Consider the following 21,262-nt stretch of genomic DNA (forward strand, 5'->3'; position numbering starts at 1 on the left):
ACCTCGCTTCTGCGAGGTTTTTTTGTTTCTTCAATTATGCATCAAAACAAAAATACATCAGAATTAAATTTAAAGTCAATTTTCAGCGATTTAAGCCACTTTCTTCCTTCTTAACAAATGTTGATAATTATCAACTTCACTCCATTAAAAGCTTTCATTTAACATCAAAATTTCGTAAATTTGATACAATTCAAGTCGTCTTATTTAAAGACGATTTTTTATGATATTAAACCTTAATAATTCACTTTATAATGAGCGAAGAAAAAAAACATAATTATGATGCGTCCAGCATCCAGGCATTAGAAGGAATGGAGCACGTAAGAATGCGTCCTTCAATGTATATTGGAGACGTTGGCGTACGTGGTTTACACCATTTAGTTTACGAAGTTGTAGATAACTCTATTGATGAAGCAATGGGTGGTTATTGTGACACAATTGAAGTTACAATTAACGAAGACAACTCTATTACAACCAAAGATAACGGTCGTGGAATTCCTGTTGGAATTCACAAAAAAGAAGGCGTTTCTGCATTACAAGTTGTAATGACAAAAATTGGTGCTGGTGGTAAATTTGATAAAGATTCTTATAAAGTTTCTGGTGGTTTACACGGTGTTGGTGTTTCTTGTGTGAATGCATTATCTGAACACTTAACCGCAACAGTACATAAAGAAGGAAAAGTTTGGCAACAAGAATATTCTAAAGGAAAAACATTATATCCAGTTAAAACAATTGGAGAAACCGATTTTACTGGAACAATTGTTACTTTCTTACCAGACACTTCTATTTTTCAGCAATCTACAGAATACAATTATGAAACGCTAGCAACACGTATGCGTGAATTAGCGTATTTAAATAAAGGTATCACAATCACTTTAACAGATAAAAGAAATACAGACGATGAAGGAAACTTTGTTTCTGAAACGTTTCACTCTAAAGAAGGATTACCAGAATTTATCAAATATTTAGATTCTACTCGCGAGCAATTAACGGCTACAGTAATTTCTATGGAAGGCGAGAAAAACGGAATTCCTGTTGAAGTTGCTATGGTTTATAATACGTCGTATTCAGAGAATTTACACTCGTATGTAAACAACATTAATACGCACGAAGGCGGAACGCATTTATCTGGTTTTAGACGTGGATTAACGCACACTTTAAAAAAGTATGCAGATGAATCTGGTTTATTAAAAAATGTAAAGTTCGAAATTGCTGGAGATGATTTCCGTGAAGGATTAACAGCCATTGTTTCTGTAAAAGTTGCAGAACCACAATTTGAGGGGCAAACAAAAACCAAATTAGGAAACAGAGAAGTATCTTCTGCAGTTTCTCAAGCAGTTTCAGAAATGCTAACTGATTACTTAGAGGAAAACCCTAATGATGCAAAAACTATTGTTCAGAAAGTAATTTTAGCAGCAACCGCAAGACATGCAGCACGTAAAGCCAGAGAAATGGTACAACGTAAAACTGTAATGTCTATTGGAGGTTTACCTGGTAAATTATCTGACTGTTCTGAAACTGATCCAGAACAATGTGAAATTTTCTTAGTTGAGGGAGATTCGGCAGGTGGAACAGCAAAACAAGGTCGTGACAGAAACTTTCAAGCAATTCTTCCACTTCGTGGGAAAATTTTAAATGTTGAAAAAGCAATGCAACATAAGGTTTTTGAAAACGAAGAAATCAAAAACATGTTTACTGCTTTAGGAGTTTCTATAGGAACAGAGGAAGATCCAAGAGCATTAAACTTATCAAAAATAAGATACCATAAAGTAGTTATTATGTGTGATGCCGATGTAGATGGATCGCATATTGCCACCTTAATATTAACATTCTTCTTTAGATATATGCGTGAAATGGTTGAGCAAGGTTATATTTATATTGCTACTCCTCCATTATATTTAGTAAAAAAAGGACAAAAAAGAGAATACGCTTGGGATGACAATCAACGTGATTTAATTGCTCAAAAAATGGGTGGTTCAGTAAATATTCAGCGTTATAAAGGTCTTGGTGAGATGAACGCAGAACAACTTTGGGACACTACAATGAATCCTGAATTTAGAACACTACGTCAAGTTGTTATAGACAACGCTACTGAGGCAGATAGAGTTTTCTCTATGTTAATGGGAGACGAAGTTCCACCACGTAGAGATTTTATCGAAAGAAATGCTAAATATGCAAATATTGATGCTTAAATATTAGCAACAACCTTAAAAAGCCCAATTAATTTAAATTGGGCTTTTTTTTATGCACTAAATTTCAGTTTCATATATTTACTTTTTAAAATCAAATCAACATGAAAAAAATACTTTTACTACTTTTATTTTCAGCCTCAACAATTAATATGTACTCTCAAGATGGTGCAGAAGGAATTCTTTTTGCGGCTTCAGAAGATACAAACCGTTTAGCAGAAGGATACGTAAACCCTGTTATGAACGGACTAATTTTAAGCATGAATAATGGTTGGTATCATACAGCAAAAGTTCATAAAAAATTTGGATTCGACATTACAATTGGAGTTAGCGGATCTATAGTTCCTTCAAAAGACGAAATGTTTTCATTAACAAACTTAAATTCAATCAATCAACCATCAGGAAATTTAACTTCAGCTACAATTGCTGGCTCAGAAAATGACGGAAGCACCGCTACAGTTACGTTTCAAGAAAACGGAATTACATTTACCGGGACTTTTGATATGCCTGGCGGAATAAAAGAAGATTTACCAATTAACGCTGTTCCTGCTCCGGCAATACAAGCAAGTTTAGGACTTCCATTTCAATCTGATATTATGGTGCGCTATGTTCCTAAAGTTGGAGATGATGACGTAAAGGGAAGTTTATTTGGTGTTGGACTGAAAAAAGAAATAACAGACTGGTTTGGACCATTAGGAAAAACACCACTGCACATTTCTTTATTAGCAGCTTATTCTACCATGAATGTTGACTATAATATTACAGACGAAGATCCTTCTGATGATATTGAAATTGAAAACGGTAAAGTAGATTTTGATTTAAATTCTTATACAATTCAAGCTATTGCTTCTTTAAATTTTCCTGTCATTAATGTTTATGGAGGTGTGGGTTATAATGGCGGTTCTTCTTCTTTTGTAATGTCTGGAAAATATACTGTTTCTTATAACGCTTCTTTAAATCAAAGAACACTAAACGATCCATTAAATTTAGACTTCAACTCAAGCGGAATGAATGCAACACTTGGAACACGAATAAGTTTAGGGTTTTTCAAAATATTTGGAAGTTATACCTTTCAAGAATATAACTCAGTAAATGCAGGTATTGCATTTAGTTTTAGATAAAAATAAAATCACATTATTTTATATGGACTCCATTGAAATTTCAATGGAGTTTTACTTTTTTATAACTAGCTAAATAACTACTTTTGTGTAACTTAAATTAATAACACAATTAAATAAAATATAAAATGAAAGTAACAGTTGTTGGCGCAGGAGCCGTAGGTGCAAGTTGTGCAGAGTACATTGCCATTAAAAACTTCGCTTCAGAAGTTGTATTAGTAGATATTAAAGAAGGTTTTGCGGAAGGTAAAGCAATGGATTTAATGCAAACCGCTTCTTTAAACGGTTTTGACACTAAAATTACAGGAACTACTGGAGATTACACTAAAACTGCAGGTTCTGATATTTGTGTAATTACTTCTGGTATTGCTCGTAAACCAGGAATGTCTCGTGATGAGTTATTAGGAATAAACGCAGGTATTGTAAAAATGGTTTCTGCAAGCTTAATTGAACACTCTCCAAACACAATTATTATCGTTGTTTCTAATCCAATGGATACAATGACGTATTTAGTTCATAAAACAACTGGATTACCAAAAAACAGAATTATTGGAATGGGTGGAGCATTAGATTCTGCTCGTTTTAAATATAGATTAGCCGAAGCTTTAGGAGCTCCGATTTCTGATATTGACGGAATGGTTATTGGTGGACACTCAGATAAAGGAATGGTTCCTTTAACTAGATTAGCTACACGTAACTCTGTACCAGTTTCAGAATTTTTATCTGAAGAAAGGTTAGACAAAGTTATGCAAGACACTAAAGTTGGTGGAGCAACATTAACTGGTTTACTAGGAACTTCTGCTTGGTACGCACCAGGTGCTGCAGTTTCTGGAATGGTACAAGCAATTGCTTGTGACACTAAAAAGATTTTTCCTTGTTCTGCATTATTAGATGGAGAATACGGTTTATCTGATTTATGTATTGGAGTACCTGTTGTATTAGGAAAAAACGGAATTGAAAATATCGTTGAAATTAATTTATCTGACGCTGAAAAAGCGCATTTAAGTTCTTCTGCAGAAGCGGTTAAAAATAACAACGCTGCGTTAGAATTATAATAATGAACTTAATAGTATTTAAAAAAGCAACTCTTCTGAGTTGCTTTTTTTTTGGTTTTTTGGCACTTGACTTTCTCGTAAAAAAACACGAACTTCGCTAACTCCTGATATATCGAATTAAAACTCGGCATATCATTTAAGTTAGCGAAACGTATAAAAAAACTCCAACTTTTAAATTTGGAGTTTTTCTTTTCTCTAAAATTTAAGACAATCCAGAAATTACACCATTATTATCTATTGTCATTCCTTCGGAAGCAGGTTTGGACGGTAAACCTGGCATTCGCATCATTTTACCTAAAATTGGGATTATAAATTGTGCACCTGCTGCAATTTCAATTTCGCGAACGGTAACAACAAAATTCTCTGGCCTACCAATTAAAGCAGCATTGTCTGAAAATGATTTTTGTGTTTTTGCCATACAAATTGCAAAATTGTTAAAGCCAAGTCGATCAATTCTGCGTAGATTTAATTTTGCTCTGTTATCGTACTCTACAGAAGTTGCTCCGTAAATTTCTTTGGCAATTGTTTCAATTTTGTCTTTTACAGGAGATTCCCAATTATATAACGGTTTAAATTGTGTGGCTTTATTTTCTACAACATCAACTACCGCAGTTGCTAAGTTTTTAGTTCCTTCTCCTCCATTTGCCCAACCTTTAGACAAAACTGCTTGCACACCTAAACTTGCACATTTCTCTATCACAAAATTCACTTCTTCATCAGAATCTGAAATAAAAGAATTGATTGCCACAACTGGCTCAATATTAAATTTTCTAATATTTTCTATATGTTTTTCTAAATTTGAAAATCCGGTTTTAACTTTTTCTAAACTTGGTGTATTGTATGCTTCTTTTTTAGCTCCACCATGATGTCTTAATGCTCTAATGGTTGCGACCAAAACTACACACTTAGGGTTTAAACCGCCAAAAGCAGATTTAATATTTAAGAATTTTTCTGCGCCTAGATCGGCTCCAAAGCCAGCTTCAGTTACTACATAATTAGATAATGAAAGTCCCATTTTGGTTGCAATTAAGGTATTTGTTCCTTGTGCAATATTTGCAAACGGTCCTCCATGAATAATGGCAGGATTTTCTTCTAAAGTCTGTACTAAATTTGGTTTTATAGCATCTTTTAACAGAATTGCCATGGCGTTTTCAGCTTTTAAATCGCGCGCAAAGATTGGCTTTTTATCAAACGTAAATCCAATAAAGATATCACCTAAACGTTTTTTAAGGTTTTCAAAATCGGTTGTCATACAAAGAATTGCCATTACTTCCGAAGCTGGTGTGATATTGAATCCGTCTTGTCTTGGAATTCCGTTTGCTGTTCCTCCTAAACCTATGGTAATATCGCGCAATGCTCTATCATTCATATCGATAACACGTTTCCAAAGAATAGTTCTTGGATCTATGTTTAAGTTATTTTCTTTGCTTTGTAAATTATTATCAATTAATGCAGACAATAAATTATTAGCTTTTTCAATAGCGTTAAAATCACCCGTAAAATGAAGATTTATGTCTTCCATTGGCACAACTTGTGAGAATCCACCACCTGCAGCTCCACCTTTTATTCCGAAAACTGGTCCTAAAGAAGGCTCTCTTAAAACTACGGTTGCTTGTTTGTCAATTTTATTTAAACCTTCGGTTAAGCCAATGGAAACTGTTGTTTTTCCTTCGCCAGCAGGCGTTGGTGTTAATGCAGTAACTAAAACTAGGTTGTTGTGCTTTATTTTATTTTCGTCTATTAAATCTAAAGGTAATTTAGCTTTGTATTTTCCGTACATCTCTAAATCATCTTCCTTAATAGCAAGTTTTTTTGCAATCTCTTTTATATGTAATAATTGCTTTTCTTGTGCAATTTCTATATCCGATTTAAAACTCATTCTTATCTATTTAGTTGTTTATGTTCGATTTTGGTTTTGCGTTAGGGATTGAATGGCGTGTTTGAGCTCTTTTATGAGGCACGAATAAAAAGCGAGTAATGAAAGCCCGCTCGAACGCCCAAACAACAATATTTCAATACAATAAAAACCAAGTAAATATACTGTTTTTTGTAAGTAAAAAAGTTAACTTTTTAAAACACTTGTAATTGTATTAAAAAAGAATTGGGTAAGAGTATTTGAAATACTATATTTGCACGTTTTTACACAAAAGTCGAACAAAAATATAAAGATGCAAAACAAAGGACTTATTAAAGTATTCGCTATCCTTTTTGGATTAGTTAGTTTATACCAATTATCATTTTCGTTTTTTACAACCAATGTAGAGAACAGCGCAAAAGCCTATTCTCAGGAAATGGCTATTGAAAAAACAGGTAGAGAACTTGCTACGCTAGAGAAAAAATATTTAGATAGTGTTGCTAACAAAGATATTATTGCGGGTTATACCTACAATGATATTAAAGACAAGGAAATGAACCTTGGGTTAGATTTAAAAGGTGGAATTAATGCCATTTTACAAGTATCTGTAAAGGATATCTTAATTGGTTTATCTAACGATTCTAAGAGTGTAGTATTTAAAAAGGCGTTAGCAAATGCTGATGAAGCTCAGAAAGATAGTCAAGATAACTACTTAGACTTATTTTTTGATGCTTTTGAAAAGGAAGCAAACGGAACTATAAAGCTAAGTGATCCTGGAGTTTTTGGAACAAAAGCTTTACGTGAAAAGATTGACTTTAAAAAAACAAATGCTGAAGTAAAGCCTATATTACAAGAAGAAATTAACAGTTCTATTAATACTACTTTTGAAGTATTACGTAGTAGAATTGATCAATTTGGTGTAGCACAACCAAACATACAACGTATTGGAAACTCTGGAAGAATTCAAGTTGAATTACCTGGAGCTAAAGACATAGAACGTGTTCAGAAAATAATTACTGCATCTGCAGAATTACAATTCTGGGAAGTACACACAAATGCAGAAGTACAAAACTTTTTCTTTGAAGCTAACGCAAAAGTAAGCGAGTTATTAAAAGATACTTCAGTTACTGAACAAGCTAAAGATTCTACAGATACAAATAGTATTGATGATCTTTTAGGTGAAAGTGCAGATTCTACAAAGGTTGCTCAACAAGAATCGTTGTTTAAGTATTTACAACCAATGGTTGCTCAAAACCAACAACAAATTAGCTCTTTAGTTGCTAACGCAAGTGTATTAGATACTGCTAAAGTGAATACTCTTTTAGCAATGAAAGACGTTAGAGCTTTATTACCTGCAAACTTAAAGTACACAAAATTCTTATGGGATTATAAATCTAATACAGGTACAGACGGAACTGAATACATTGGCTTATATGCTATTAAAGGTAACAGAAATGATGTTGCAAACATAGAAGGTGATGTTATTTTAGATGCTGCACAAGTTTACGATCAATTAAGTAAGCCTGAAGTTAGCATGACAATGAACAGTGTTGGCTCTAAGAAATGGGCAAAATTAACTGGTGATAATACTGGTAAATTTGTAGCTGTTGTTTTAGATGATTATGTATATACTGCACCATCTGTTCCTGGAGCTATTACTGGAGGTAGAACTTCTATTTCTGGTAATATGACTGTGGAAGATGCTGAAGATATTGCTACGGTTTTAAAAGCTGGTAAATTACCTGCTGCTGCAAGAATTATTCAATCGGAAGTTGTTGGACCATCTTTAGGTAAAGAATCTATTAGTGCAAGTACTTGGTCTTTTGGATTAGCAATTTTATTAGTATTAGTTTGGATGTTCTTATACTACGGTAAAGCTGGTTTATATGCTGATATTGCATTATTAGTAAATATCTTATTTATTTTTGGTGTTTTAGCTTCATTTAATGCGGTGTTAACATTACCTGGTATTGCTGGTATTATCTTAACAATTGGTATGTCTGTAGATGCAAACGTAATTATATTTGAAAGAATTAAAGAAGCGCTTTACGGAGGAAAAGGTTTAAAACAATCTGTAGAAGAAGGTTTTAGTTTTAAAGGAGCCTTATCTGCAATTATTGATGCAAATATTACTACTTTCTTAACAGGAGTTATTTTATATGTATTTGGTACAGGACCAATTAAAGGTTTTGCATTAACATTAATGGTTGGTATTTTAACATCTTTATTTACAGCAGTATTTATTACTCGCTTGTTTATTGATGGTGCTGTTGCAAGAGGAAGTAACTTAACGTTTAACACTTCAATTTCTAAAGGATGGTTCCAAAACATTAACATAAACTTCTTAAGAAAACGTAAGATTGCTTACTTTATTTCTGGTGCTATTATTTTAGCTGGTTTAGTTTCTATTGGAACTTTAGGATTAAAACAAGGAGTTGATTTTAAAGGAGGACGTTCTTATGTTGTTCGTTTTGACCAAACAATGAACCCAACAGAAGTTTCTAATTCATTAAAAGATGTATTTGGTACTGCTCCAGAAGTTAAAACTTATGGAAATGATCATCAATTAAAAATAACAACCGTTTATAAAATTGAAGAAGAAGGTAAAAATGTAGATAACGATGTTCAAAATGCATTGTTTACTGGATTAAAATCTTACTTAGGAGATACAACTTATGAAGGCTTTAAACCAGGTTTTGAAAAAGCTGGAAGCGGGGTTATGAGCTACATGAAAGTAGAACCAACTATTGCAGATGATATTAAACAATCTGCAATTTGGGCAGTTTTAGGATCATTATTAGTTGTTTTCTTATACATCTTATTACGTTTTAGAAAAATGTCTTATTCTATTGGAGCTGTTGGAGCTGTATTTCACGATGTATTAATCGTATTAGGAGTATTCTCAATATTCTATAAAATAATGCCATTTGATATGGAAATTGGACAATCATTTATTGCAGCTATATTAACTGTAGTTGGATATTCATTAAATGATACCGTAGTTATATTTGATAGAATTAGAGACTTTGTTGGTGGTAAGAAAACAGTTGCAGAAAGTGATGTTGATCGTGCATTAAGCTCTACTTTAGGAAGAACAATAAATACATCTTTAACAACATTATTAGTAATGTTAGCAATCTTTTTCTTTGGAGGAGATTCTATTAGAGGATTTATGTTTGCCTTAATTGTAGGTGTTGTTGTAGGTACATATTCATCATTATTTGTGGCGACTCCATTAATGTTCGACACTTCTAAAAAAGAAGAAAACAAAAAGAACTAAAACTCTTTTTACAAAATATTCAAAAACCGTTTTCTTGTGCTGAATTTATTTCAGTAACTCTAAAACGGTTTTTGTATTTAATATCAAGCAACTATCTTTACAACCTGATGAAAATAACAAGAATTCACGATTTATATTTTAAAGAATTTATCCCTTCGGATGAAATTACAAGTATTGTTAAAAGCTTAGCAAGACAAGTAGAAGGCGATTTAGATAAAAATGAAGTGCCAATATTTGTTGGAATTTTAAACGGATGCTTTGTATTTGCCGCAGATTTTATTAGAGAATATAATGGTAATTGCGAAGTTTCATTTGTAAAACTAGCTTCTTATAATGGTACATCTTCAACCGAAAATGTAAAAAAACTGGTAGGTATCAATGAAGATTTAACTGGTAGAACAGTAATAATTCTTGAAGATATAATTGATACTGGAACAACATTACAGGAGATTTATACAATTTTTAGAAATCACAATGTAAAAGAACTTAAAATTGTAACATTATTCTTTAAACCAGATGTTTACAAAAAAGAATTGCCAATAAATTATATTGGTAAAAATATAGACGACAAATTTATTGTTGGCTACGGATTAGATTACAACGAATTAGGTAGAAACCTACCTTCTATATACCAACTAACAACACAACCTAAAATGAAAAACATCGTATTATTTGGTCCTCCAGGAGCTGGAAAAGGAACACAAGCAACCGTTTTAAAAGACACGTATAACTTAATTCACATTTCTACTGGAGATGTATTTCGTTACAATATCAAAAATAAAACTGAGCTTGGTTTATTAGCCAAAAAATATATGGATGAAGGAGATTTAGTTCCGGATGAAGTAACTATAAACATGTTAAAAGCTGAAGTTGAAAAAAATGCGGATGCAAACGGTTTTATTTTTGACGGTTTTCCAAGAACTGAAGATCAAGCTGTAGCTTTAGATGCTTTTTTAGCGGAAAAAGGCGAACGTATTAACGGTATGGTTGCTTTAGAAGTTCCAGAAGATTTATTAGTGGAGCGTTTATTAGAACGCGGTAAAACTAGTGGAAGAACTGATGATACAGACGAATCTAAAATTAGAAATCGTTTTAACGAATACAATACTAAAACTGCCGTCTTAAAAGATTTTTACGAGGCGCAAGGAAATTACTTTGGTATAAATGGTGTAGGTTCTATTGAAGAAATTACAGCACGTTTATCTGAAGTTTTTGACAAACTGTAGTTTGTCATTCCTGCGCAGGCAGGAATCTCAAAATATTTAGAACAAGTTTAATTAGATTCCTGCCTTCGCAGGAATGACAGAAATTAAAACTATGACAGAAGGAAATTTTGTTGATTACATAAAAATACACGCAGAGTCTGGAAAAGGCGGTGGTGGATCGGTGCACTTACATCGTGAAAAATTTATTACCAAAGGTGGTCCAGATGGTGGAGATGGTGGTCGTGGCGGACATATAATTGTTCGTGGTGATAAAAATATGTGGACATTATTTCACTTAAAATTTAAAAAGCATTTTAGAGCAGATCATGGCGGACACGGAAGTGCAAGCCGTAGTTCTGGTGCAGATGGTTCTGATGCTGTAATTCCTGTTCCATTAGGAACCATTGTTAGAGATGCTGATACTGATGAAATATTGTTTGAAATAACAGAAGATCAAGAAGAAGTAATTTTATTACCTGGAGGAAAAGGTGGACTTGGAAACTGGAATTTTAAATCTTCTACAAATCAAACTCCACGTTATGCGCAACCTGGTATTGAAGGTCAAGAAGGTTGGTACAGATTAGAATTAAAATTATTAGCAGATGTTGGTTTGGTAGGTTTTCCTAATGCAGGAAAATCAACTTTATTATCTGTTATAACTTCCGCAAAACCAAAAATTGCAGATTATGCTTTTACAACACTAAAACCTAATTTAGGTATTGTAGAATATCGCGATTATCAGAGTTTTGTAATGGCAGATATTCCTGGGATTATTGAAGGAGCCGCAGAAGGAAAAGGTTTAGGACATCGTTTTTTACGTCATATAGAACGTAATTCTACCTTGTTATTCTTAGTTCCTGCTGATAGTGATGATATTAAAAAGGAATACGAAATTTTACTAAACGAGCTTAAAAAACACAATCCCGAATTGTTAGATAAAGATAAGTTGTTAGCAATCTCAAAATCAGATATGTTGGATGATGAATTAAAAGAAGAAATTAAGCAAGATTTACCAGAAGGTATTGAAGCATTATTTATCTCTTCTGTTGCCCAACAAGGTATTACTGAATTGAAAGATAAACTATGGAAAATGTTGAATTAAACAATTAAGTTACATTTATTATGACTTGTCATTCTGAACTGGTTTCAGAATCTCATATTAAAAACAGACACATTCTAATACAATAATGAGAACCTGAAACAAGTTCAGGTTGACAGATAAATTTTCATACAGTCTGTCATTCCTACGTAGGCAGGAATCCATAATGACAATAGTATAATAAATTTATTTGCATAGATTCCTGCCTTCAAAGGAATGACAAATAATAACCTTTTATTCCTTCAACTGAATTCTAATTGGTAAAGAATATTGCGTAGCAACAGGAATTCCGCGTTTGATAGCAGGAAATATTTTAGGTAAAGTGTTTACAGAAACTTCTAGTAAACTATCTAGCTTAGGTAATTGTTCTCTAATATTTTCTGATGAATTTATTTTCTTTAAGATAAATTTTCCTTCAGTAGAAATTTCTAATTCTACCGTTACAATGGCATCAATTTCTTTTTTAATTTCTAAATGATGTTGCGATAAGTTATCAGCAATTTTCCGATGAATTGTTTCTCTAAAACAACTTGTTTTAGCTTCATCAATTTTGTCTTTACATTCAGCAAATGATGGAAAAACATCAACTTTATTAAAATTGATAATTGTATCTAAACTTTGCTGTCCTTTGTTTTTATCCGAAGAAAAATACGTACACGAAGTGCAACAAATTATCAGCAATAAACAAAACAATACACGCATTTAGTTATATAAATTATTACGTGAAAATACAAAAATTAGATTAATAAATTTTACCTATTAATTTTATACTTTTCATTCTTGCTGAAGCAGGAATCTATGAATAAGTTTGTATGGATTCCTGCCTTCGCAGGAATGACAAAAACTAATCTAAAATTTCTCCTTTTTGGAAATAATACTTCTTAATTATTGTTAATTGTTCTTTTGCATGATTAGTTAATAAACTATCCTTTTCTTCAAACTTATCCACGTAATTATTAAAATGTTTATACGCTATTTTCTTGTCCTTATAATATTCTTGAGATAAGGTAGCCATTTGATATAAAGCTTTATAATTAGCACGATTTTCCTGATATGCTCTTTTAAACATAGCAATTGCTTCTTTTATTTTTTTGGTTTCCAAATTTACTTGACCTAAACCATAATACTCTTCATCTCTCCTATCTTTACCGGTAAAAGTTGCCATGCTAAATTGAAAAAAAGCAGTTTTAAAGTCTTTCTCTTCTAAAGCAATTTGACCTAAATAGGTATAACTCTTATAATCACTTTGATCTATTTTTTTGGCTTTATTAAAATACTTTTTAGCTTCTTCAAAATTCTTTAATTTATACCAACTTCTCCCCAACATCTTTTGAGTAAACTTTTCATTAGGTTTAAGTGAATCTAATTTTTCTAAAATTCTAATTCCGTCTAAATAGCGTTTATCTCTGTATAACTTATTAGCTTTTAGTTTATTTAACGGAATATGATTTGCATCTACTACCAAACCTCTTTCAATAAAAATATTTGCTGAATCTCTATCTCTTAACAAGATAAAAGAGGTCGCTAATTGATGAATTGCTTTTATATGTTCATCGTCTTTTTTATACGTTTCTAAAAAACTATTAATTTTTAAGTTTCTTTTTTTAAGCATCGCATACGCTAAACCTAACTGATAGGAATAATTAGCATTCTCAGCATCTTTTTTAATTAGTTCTTGAAAGATATTTTTTGCTTTTTTAGGTTGATTGGTCAACAAATACAAACGACCAATCCTATAATTTACTAATAGATTTTCTGAATCGTTTTTAGTAATTTCTTCAAAAACTGAAATGGCTTTTTTATATTTCTTTAATTTTTGATACGCTTTACCAAGTTTTACTTTTGTTGCATAATCGTCTTTAAAACTAAGTGCTTTTTCATAATATAAAACTGCTTCTTTATTATTGTCTATTGCTTCAAAAATGGAAGCTGTTTTATAGTTAGACACAAAACTTTCTGGCATATTCTCTAATTGCTGTAAAGCAATTTTATAACGTCCTTTTTGCAACAAACTATCTATCGTAGCAAAAGCCGAAGTTTGCGCCTCGACTTTTGTTAGAAAAATTAAAACAAATAGTACTAAAATTTTCTTTTTCATAGTTTATTTTACTTTATCAAGCCAATGTATAATATTCAATAATAATTTATAATTTTCAGATGCGTCTTCGGAATTCATTCCAGCTTTAAATCTATTTCTACCCGCTAATTGTGCAGTAAACATAGCTGCTTCCCCAAAAACTGCAATTTTACCTTTGCCAAATTCTAAAACTGCACCTTGTGATAAATTATTTGCATTAAACTTTTTAGTTTTATCATTAAAAACCCACATTGTGTCTGGCAAAAAAACATTGTATTTCTTTTTTAGGTTTAAAATTGAAACAGATTTATTTGGTATTTTAAAAGCTTGCCCTGTAAACGTTCTTATTTTACTAATTGAGTCCGTAATTTTATGTTTTCCTAAATCTTTTTTCTCTTTGTAAAAATCTAAAATACCTCTTCTATTTTCATCGAATAAAAAACTATCATAAAATGTAAATCCAAATGCTTCACCTAATTTAGATGCAGCTCCAGCAAAAGGCATATGATCTGCAATTAAAAATAGCGAACCACCTTTTTCTACCCATTTTTTCACACTTTTTACTTCTTCTTTAGTAAAAGCACTTTTAGTAGGAATTACAAACGGACCTCTCGCATTTTCTTCTAAAGCATTTGATATTACTAATATTTTAACTCCACTTAAACTCTCTACAGTAAATTTTTCTGTAAAAGATTTAACACTATAACCATCTGCTTTTAAAACATTTGAAAATGCTAAAAATCGATTGTCTTTTGTATGAAAATTATTATGTGCTTCATCTATAAAAACTGTTGTCCCGTTTAAATTTGGATATGCTTTATTTATAATATTTGGCACATAAGAACTATCAGGAATTTGTTGTGCTTTTAAGTTTAGAGCAAACAACATAAAAAAGAAAAAGTAGATCTTATTTTTCATATTTCTATTTTACTCTATCATAAATGTAATCGGCAATGTATAACCAACTCTAACTTTTTTACCTCTATGTTTTCCTGATTTTAATTTAGGCAACTTCCCAATCATATTCATAGCTTCAGCTTTTAAATCTGGATGAGGAGCACGTGCTTTTAAGTTAGTAATTGAACCATCTTTAGCTATTTTAAATTGCACGTATATTTTCTTTTTTCCTGAAGATAGACCTAAAGTATTTGCTAATTTGGCATCAAAATTACTTCTTACAAATTCTCTCATTTTTTTATTGAAACAATCTTTATCTCCTTCTGGACAACCTGGAAATGTTGGTGGTGTTTCTATAATTGAAAAAGGAACGTCTTCAATTGCTTTTCCGTTTTCATCTAATTCTTGGATTTCTACTTTTGATGTCATAATGTCCTTATCATAAACTAACATTTTTCTTTTTGAATCAAAGGCTTGATATATTTTTGGATTACAAAACTTACTTCCTTCTGCTTTATCATTAAACTTATCATATTCTTCTTTCTCAAGAGTTGTTAAGTCTGAATATTGAAACTCTTTTGTATCTGGTAATTTCCCAATATATAAATCAAAGTATGTTTCTAATGATTTACTTGAAAAACTTTTATCTTTGGAAAGGTAGGTTTTCATGTTTTGTTTTTCAACAACAACTTCTTCCTCAGTAGTTTGTACTTCATCCGTACAAGCCGTATAAAAAAGCATACTTGTCAACACTGGAATTAACAATAAGTAACGTAATTGTTTTGTTTGATTTGATTTTCTTTTTGTCATCATAATAATTCTTTTTTTAATTAATGAATGTTTATAAAACTGATTGATAAACGAGATATTTTCTACTTGAAAAAGATCGGAAAGTAAGGTGTTTATATAATTTTCTTTTTCGCTCTTTTTTGCAACTATATTGTCTGAGATGTATTCGTGTACTAAAGAAATACGGTGTTGATACATCCAAATCATTGGATTGAACCACATTATTATTTTTAAAAACTCGAAGATTAATAAATCTGCCGAATGGTTTTGAGAACTGTGCACCAACTCATGCGCAATTATTTTTTCTTTTTGTACTTCAGAAATTTCTTTTCCTAAAAAAATGAATTTGAAAAATGAAAAAGCATTGCTTTTTTTTGGTAATAAAACAAGTTTATAATTTACTTTTTTTACTATTTCGTTCTTTAAAATCAATCGGATTATCTTTTCTAATTTATAGAGAAATAACACAAAGAAAATTGCACAACCCAACCAAAATAGTATTTGAATATAATTTATTGATGCAGATTGATACATTGTTGTACTCTCAATAACTTTTTGAGGAGACAAAACAACTTCTGGCAACAAAACACTGTATTCTAAAGGAACTGCTTTTTGAAAGCTTGGTATTTTAATAAAAGGAATTAAAAACGAACCAATTGCTGTTCCTAATAAATACCATCTGTTTTTGTTAAAAAAAGTTTCCTTACTTAAAAACAAATCGTACACCGCTAAAAACAATACTTGAAATAGAATTACTTGAATTATATAGTTTATCATAACTTTTGTTTTTTATTATATGGTCACTTATGTTATTTCGAAATGAGCTTTTTGGCGATTGAGAAATCTTTTTATTAGGAGATTTTTCCTTTAAAAGTTCTCGATACAAATTTTTCGTACCTCAAAATTCACTCGAACTGACAGCAACTGAAAACTGTTTACTGTTACTGTTTACTGCTTACTGCTTACTGCTTACTGCTTACTGCTTTTATTAACTTCTTTTAAAATCTTTTCCAATTCATTCATATCCATTTTGTTTTCTTTTACAAAAAACGAAACCATGCTTTTAAACGAACCTTCAAAATAACCATCCATAAGTTTGTGTAAACTTTGATTGCTGTACTCAGATTTTTCTATCAAAGGAAAATACACATAACCTCTACCCTTGGCTTTATGACCAACAAATTCTTTAGTTTCTAAAATTCTAATAATTGTAGAAACTGTATTGTATGCTGGTTTTGGTATTGGCAATTCTTCAATTACTTCTTTTACCGAAGCTTCTTTTAATTTCCATAAAACTTGCATTAATTGCTCTTCTGCTTTTGTTAATTGTTTGCTCATATATTATATTCTTATAAACTATTTTTATATTTTCTGTCATTCCTGTGAAAACAGGAATCTTGTTTTATATTTTGGAATCTTTAATTTTGAGATTCCTGCCTACGCAGGAATGACAAACTCTTCCACACTCCAAATATAACTAAAAAATTAGTTTAAACTAATTTTTTAGTTGATTAATTTGTAACAAACTTTAAATTTGTTCGTCATATTAGTAGAAAATGTCATTGCGAAGTACAAAGCAATCTCAACAAATACAATAGAATGAGAGATTGCTTCATTATACCTCATCGCTATAACAAGGATTTTTATTTATGGATATATTTTTACTCTTATTAGGATTTGTGTTTGTTGTTTTAGGCATCATTGGTTCTTTTTTACCAGTATTACCTGGACCTTTAACTTCTTGGATTGGACTACTTTTATTACATTCTACTAAGATTTTTCCAATGGATTGGACTTTTCTCGGAATTACATTGGCTATTGCCATACTTATTTGGATTCTCGATTATTTTATTCCCGCCATGGGAACAAAACGCTTTGGCGGAACTAAATACGGAGTTTACGGAACCACAATTGGTTTACTAATTGGCTTGTTCTCTCCTATTCCGTTTGGAATGTTAATTGGTGCTTTTTTAGGTGCATTTATTGGTGAATTGATGTATGACGGAAAGGACACAAATCGTGCTTTAAAAGCTTCATTTGGTGCTTTTTTAGGGTTTTTAGCTTCTGCAACTATTAAATTTTCTATTGCAGTTGTGTATTTTGTGATGTTTTTAGTTCAGTTTTGGGAATATAAAGGAGTGTTCTTTCAGTAAGCAATAAGCAAAATTAAAAATAGGTTAAAAGCAAGACAATACATTAGCAAACAAGTTTAGCCCTGATTGAAGTGGCATCCTTTTGCTTTTTCGGCAAAAGATAAAACGGAAAGCGGGAAATAGCTTCAAAAAAAAGCATTTTGAATTTAGTGCAAAAAAAAAGCGTCCCATTTAAGGGAAGCTTTCCATCGGTTTAACAAAAACCTTGACACATTTAAGTGCCTAACAACACAACTGCTGCTTAAAAATAAACAGCCTGCAAATATAAATACTTTAACCTAAACTGCAACAAAAAATCGTTTTTTTTTACATTGCCTAATTCTACGAGTGTTTGTATCTTTACGTCTTTTAAAAATCTATCTAAATAAACCGATATGCAGTTGTCAGAACAAGAGATTGTCCGTAGAGAAAAGTTAACAAAATTACGTGCTTTGGGTATAAATCCGTATCCAGCAGATTTATTTCCGTTAAATTCTAACTCAAAACAGATTAAAGAGTCTTTTTCTGAAGGTAAACAGGTTATAATTGCAGGTAGATTAATGGCAATTAATGTGCAAGGAAAAGCTTCTTTTGCGCAATTACAAGATGGTGAAGGAAGAATCCAAGTTTATTTTAACAGAGATGAAATTTGCCAAGGTGAAGACAAAACATTGTACAACGAAGTTTTTAAAAAATTACTAGATTTAGGCGATTTTGTTGGTATTGAAGGTGAATTGTTTACCACAAAAGTGGGAGAAAAAACAGTTCGTGTAAAAAACTTTAAATTATTGAGTAAAGCCTTAAAACCTTTACCAATGCCAAAGGTTAAAGATGGTGTTACTTTTGATGCTTTTACAGATCCTGAAATGCGTTACAGACAACGTTATGCTGATTTAGTTGTAAATCCGCATGTAAAAGAAGTGTTTGTTAAACGTACAAAATTGTTTACTGCAATGCGTACTTTCTTTAATGATGCTGGTTATTTTGAAGTTGAAACTCCTGTTTTACAACCAATTCCTGGAGGTGCTGCAGCAAGACCATTTATTACGCATCATAATAGTTTAGACATTCCGTTATACATGCGTATTGCAAACGAATTATATCTTAAAAGATTAATTGTTGGTGGTTTTGATGGTGTTTATGAGTTTTCTAAAAACTTTAGAAATGAAGGAATGGATAGAACGCATAATCCTGAATTTACAGCCATGGAAATCTATGTTTCTTACAAAGATTACAACTGGATGATGGATTTTACCGAAAAACTTTTAGAGCATTGTGCTACTGCTGTAAATGGAACTACAGAAGCTACTTTTGGTGAACATAAAATAGATTTTAAGGCGCCATACGCAAGAGTTACCATGGCAGATTCAATTAAACATTTTACTGGTTTTGACATTAATGGAAAAACAGAAGATGAAATTAGAGCTGCAGCAAAAGGTATGCATATTGAGGTTGATGAAACCATGGGGAAAGGAAAATTAATTGATGAAATTTTTGGAGAAAAATGTGAAGGAAACTACATTCAGCCAACTTTTATTACTGATTATCCTAAGGAAATGTCTCCGCTTTGTAAAGAACATAGAGATAATCCTGAACTTACAGAACGTTTTGAATTAATGGTTTGTGGTAAAGAAATTGCAAATGCTTATTCTGAATTAAACGACCCAATTGACCAACGTGAACGTTTTGAGCATCAATTAAAATTAGCGCAAAAAGGTGATGATGAAGCTACAGAGTTTATTGATGAAGATTTCTTACGTGCGTTAGAATACGGAATGCCACCAACCTCTGGTTTAGGTATTGGAATGGACCGATTAATTATGTTTTTAACTAACAATCAATCCATACAAGAAGTGTTATTCTTTCCTCAAATGCGACCTGAGAAAAAAGCGCCTTCTATTGAATTAAACGATGAAGAAAAAGCTGTTTTAGATATAATTACCAAAGCTGAAAAAATAGATTTAAACGAATTGAAAACGCAATCTGGTTTGTCTAATAAAAAATGGGACAAAACCATTAAAGGTTTAACTAAAAAAGAGGTTGCAAAAGTTTCTAAAACAGACGAAGGTTTGTTTGTGGAGACTTTATAGAAACTCTGTCATTCCTGTGTAGGCAGGAATCTATAAAATATTGAAAAAGGAACTACAAAATTGTAGTTCCTTTTTCTTTCTTCAAAACTGCCATTAACCAAAGTAAAACCAAAACACCAATTAAAGCTAAAACGGTTATAACATTCCAAGTAAACTCATAACCAAATTTATCTACCATTTGCATACCTGCGTTATGACTAAATATATGCGATAATGAAAAAGCAATTGCATACAACGCCATATATTCTCCTTGATTTCCTTTCTTAGCTCTATCTAAAGCAAAGGCATTAGAAAACGGAAACGCAATCATTTCCCCAATAGTCATTAAAAACATTCCTAAAATTAGTATTCCTGCCCAAGTAGTTAAGTTTAAAACTAAAAAACTAACTGCAACTAAAAACAAACCAATAGCAACTAATTTTGTTTTGGAATTCTTGGTAGTTTCTAACCATTTTATCAATGGCATTTCAAAAACCGCAATAAATCCACCATTGAATCCCATTAACAAACCAACCTCTAAAACTGTTAGCATTCTTGCTTCTTTATAATACAATGGCATTGTAGAGAAGTATTGTAAGAATACAAATCCGAAAATAAACATTGCAACAAAGAATATCCAAAATGCTTTGTCTTTATAAACCGAAACAGGGTTTTCTACTTTTACTTCGTCTAAAATTTTTGCTTTCTTCGGATGTAAAACTTGTAATAATAAAATTGCCGCCAAAGTACAGGTAATTCCGTCTATCCAAAACAGACCTTTATAACCAAAAAACGTGATTATCAATCCGCCAATTGCAGGTCCAGCAGAAAAGCCAAGGTTAATTGCTAAACGAATTAAAGTAACCGAACGTGTTTTATTTTCAGGCTTACTATACGCACTTAGAGCTACAAACATTGCAGGTCTAAAAGTATCTGCTACTAACATTACTAAGAATATTCCGAGACAAAACTCTTCAAAAGTTGAAGCATATTGTAAGAGTACAAACAAAATTCCTGTTCCAAATAAACTGTACAACATCACTTTATAGTAGCCAATTTTGTCAGTTAATTTTCCTCCAATCCAAGTTCCTACTACAGAACCTAATCCAAAGAATGTCATAATCCATCCAATATCAGACTTTTCAAAATCTAAACTTTCAGATAAATAAATTGATAAAAACGGAATTACCATGGTTCCTGCTCTATTAATAAGTGTTATTAATGAAAGCCACCAAACTTCTATAGAGAGACCTCTAAAAGTGTTTATGTAGTTGTTGTATAATTTTTTCATGGTTTGGTTAATTGTATAAATATAAAAAGTCCGACTGCGAAGTCGGACTTTTTATGATTGAATGATTTTATATTGATATTATCATAACACATACACAGCCCAACTTCTTCCGTTTCTCACAGCCGTAAATTGTTTCTTATATGAATTATAAATTGTCATTTCTTAATTATTTATACTCCAAAACTACACAAAATAATTGAAAGTTGTAT

Annotated in this window: 15 protein-coding genes; 8 read left to right on the forward strand and 7 right to left on the reverse strand. The window is 31.5% G+C overall.

Features of this window, described 5'->3' with window-relative positions:
- The first annotated feature begins 251 nt into the window (after nt 1-251).
- From gyrB to mdh, 3 genes are all read left to right on the forward strand, one after another.
- Complete coding sequence (gene gyrB / locus LPB136_RS07180) at nt 252-2,189, forward strand: DNA topoisomerase (ATP-hydrolyzing) subunit B (protein ID WP_072555472.1); 1,938 nt, start codon at nt 252-254, stop codon at nt 2,187-2,189.
- A gap of 101 nt (nt 2,190-2,290) precedes the next feature.
- Entirely contained in the window at nt 2,291-3,307 is a 1,017-nt protein-coding gene (locus LPB136_RS07185; protein ID WP_072555474.1) for a DUF6588 family protein, read from the forward strand.
- Nucleotides 3,308-3,432: 125 nt separating this feature from the next.
- Nucleotides 3,433-4,359: a malate dehydrogenase gene (mdh, locus tag LPB136_RS07190; protein ID WP_072555476.1), complete on the forward strand. Its 927-nt coding sequence runs from the start codon at nt 3,433-3,435 to the stop codon at nt 4,357-4,359.
- 202 nt (nt 4,360-4,561) lie between these two features.
- Here the strand turns inward: mdh and LPB136_RS07195 are convergent, their stop codons facing one another.
- Nucleotides 4,562-6,238, reverse strand: a complete 1,677-nt coding sequence (locus tag LPB136_RS07195; RefSeq protein WP_072555478.1) for a formate--tetrahydrofolate ligase — start codon at nt 6,236-6,238, stop codon at nt 4,562-4,564.
- Between the two features lie 289 nt (nt 6,239-6,527).
- Between LPB136_RS07195 and secDF the strand changes: the two genes are divergently transcribed.
- The 3 genes from secDF to obgE all read left to right on the forward strand — a co-directional run bounded on the left by secDF (nt 6,528) and on the right by obgE (nt 11,801).
- On the forward strand, nt 6,528-9,494 hold the full coding sequence (gene secDF / locus LPB136_RS07200) for a protein translocase subunit SecDF (RefSeq protein ID WP_072555480.1): 2,967 nt from the start codon (nt 6,528-6,530) through the stop codon (nt 9,492-9,494).
- 107 nt (nt 9,495-9,601) lie between these two features.
- A complete protein-coding gene (locus LPB136_RS07205) occupies nt 9,602-10,720 on the forward strand; it encodes an adenylate kinase (protein ID WP_072555482.1) in 1,119 nt (372 codons plus the stop codon).
- 91 nt (nt 10,721-10,811) lie between these two features.
- Entirely contained in the window at nt 10,812-11,801 is a 990-nt protein-coding gene (gene obgE, locus LPB136_RS07210) for a GTPase ObgE (RefSeq protein WP_072556942.1), read from the forward strand.
- A 231-nt stretch (nt 11,802-12,032) separates the two neighbouring features.
- Here obgE and LPB136_RS07215 read toward each other — a convergent pair whose 3' ends face one another.
- From LPB136_RS07215 to LPB136_RS07235, 5 genes are all read right to left on the reverse strand, one after another.
- Entirely contained in the window at nt 12,033-12,500 is a 468-nt protein-coding gene (locus LPB136_RS07215) for a hypothetical protein (protein WP_072555484.1), read from the reverse strand.
- Between the two features lie 142 nt (nt 12,501-12,642).
- On the reverse strand, nt 12,643-13,896 hold the full coding sequence (locus LPB136_RS07220) for a tetratricopeptide repeat protein (RefSeq protein ID WP_072555486.1): 1,254 nt from the start codon (nt 13,894-13,896) through the stop codon (nt 12,643-12,645).
- A 3-nt stretch (nt 13,897-13,899) separates the two neighbouring features.
- Complete coding sequence (locus tag LPB136_RS07225) at nt 13,900-14,793, reverse strand: hypothetical protein (RefSeq protein WP_072555488.1); 894 nt, start codon at nt 14,791-14,793, stop codon at nt 13,900-13,902.
- Between the two features lie 9 nt (nt 14,794-14,802).
- On the reverse strand, nt 14,803-16,338 hold the full coding sequence (locus LPB136_RS07230) for a M56 family metallopeptidase (RefSeq protein ID WP_072555490.1): 1,536 nt from the start codon (nt 16,336-16,338) through the stop codon (nt 14,803-14,805).
- A gap of 192 nt (nt 16,339-16,530) precedes the next feature.
- Complete coding sequence (locus tag LPB136_RS07235) at nt 16,531-16,899, reverse strand: BlaI/MecI/CopY family transcriptional regulator (RefSeq protein WP_072555492.1); 369 nt, start codon at nt 16,897-16,899, stop codon at nt 16,531-16,533.
- Between the two features lie 311 nt (nt 16,900-17,210).
- Between LPB136_RS07235 and LPB136_RS07240 the strand changes: the two genes are divergently transcribed.
- Both LPB136_RS07240 and lysS read left to right on the forward strand, forming a co-directional pair.
- Nucleotides 17,211-17,714, forward strand: coding sequence for a DUF456 domain-containing protein (locus LPB136_RS07240; protein ID WP_072555494.1), 504 nt, complete (start codon nt 17,211-17,213; stop codon nt 17,712-17,714).
- A gap of 374 nt (nt 17,715-18,088) precedes the next feature.
- The gene (lysS, locus tag LPB136_RS07245) at nt 18,089-19,783 is read left to right on the forward strand and encodes a lysine--tRNA ligase (RefSeq protein ID WP_072555496.1); all 1,695 of its coding nucleotides are present in this window, start codon (nt 18,089-18,091) and stop codon (nt 19,781-19,783) included.
- A gap of 52 nt (nt 19,784-19,835) precedes the next feature.
- Here lysS and LPB136_RS07250 read toward each other — a convergent pair whose 3' ends face one another.
- Nucleotides 19,836-21,053: an MDR family MFS transporter gene (locus tag LPB136_RS07250; protein ID WP_072555498.1), complete on the reverse strand. Its 1,218-nt coding sequence runs from the start codon at nt 21,051-21,053 to the stop codon at nt 19,836-19,838.
- Nucleotides 21,054-21,262 lie beyond the last annotated feature (209 nt).

This window comes from Tenacibaculum todarodis (assembly GCF_001889045.1).
In the GTDB taxonomy this organism is placed as follows: Bacteria; Bacteroidota; Bacteroidia; order Flavobacteriales; family Flavobacteriaceae; genus Polaribacter; species Polaribacter todarodis.